Annotated in this window: 1 protein-coding gene; it reads left to right on the forward strand. The window is 62.6% G+C overall.

Annotation, left to right across the window (positions count from 1 at the left end; genetic code table 11):
* Nucleotides 1-30 precede the first annotated feature (30 nt).
* Nucleotides 31-641: NAD-dependent epimerase/dehydratase family protein (locus CXR03_RS17810; RefSeq protein WP_258073744.1), on the forward strand; the 611-nt coding region annotated here is incomplete at its 3' end.

Raw genomic sequence — 641 nt, forward strand, 5'->3', positions numbered from 1 at the left:
GCCGAGGCGCCTTCAGGCTTCGGTGGCAAAGTGACGATCGAGACCGTCGACCTCTCCGAACCCGCAGCAGCAGAACGCCTGATCGCTGCCCGCCCGGATGTGATCTTCCACCTCGCCGCGATTGTCTCAGGTGAAGCAGAGCTCGATTTCGAGAAGGGCTACCAGATCAATCTGGACGGAACCCGCTATCTCTTCGAAGCAATCCGCCTTGCCCACACAGTCGATGGATACCGTCCGCGGGTGGTCTTCACATCGTCGATCGCGGTCGTCGGAGCACCGCTCCCCTATCCGATCCCGGACGATTTCCACACGACGCCGCTCACCAGCTACGGCACACAAAAGGCGATCTGCGAGCTGCTGCTCTCGGACTATTCCCGCAAGGGCTATTTCGACGGTATCGGCATTCGCCTGCCGACCATCTGCATTCGTCCCGGCAAGCCGAACAAAGCCGCCTCCGGCTTCTTCTCCAACATCCTGCGAGAACCGCTGGTCGGCCAGGAAGCCATTCTGCCAGTGAGCGAGGACATCCGCCACTGGCACGCCTCGCCCCGCTCTGCCGTCGGCTTCCTCATCCATGGTGCCACCATCGATCTGGAGACGGTCGGCCCACGGCGCAACCTTTCGATGCCCGGCCTCAGCGC

Source organism: Arthrobacter sp. 08Y14 (genome assembly GCF_002929455.1).
Classification (GTDB): Bacteria; Actinomycetota; Actinomycetes; order Actinomycetales; family Micrococcaceae; genus Arthrobacter_B; species Arthrobacter_B sunyaminii.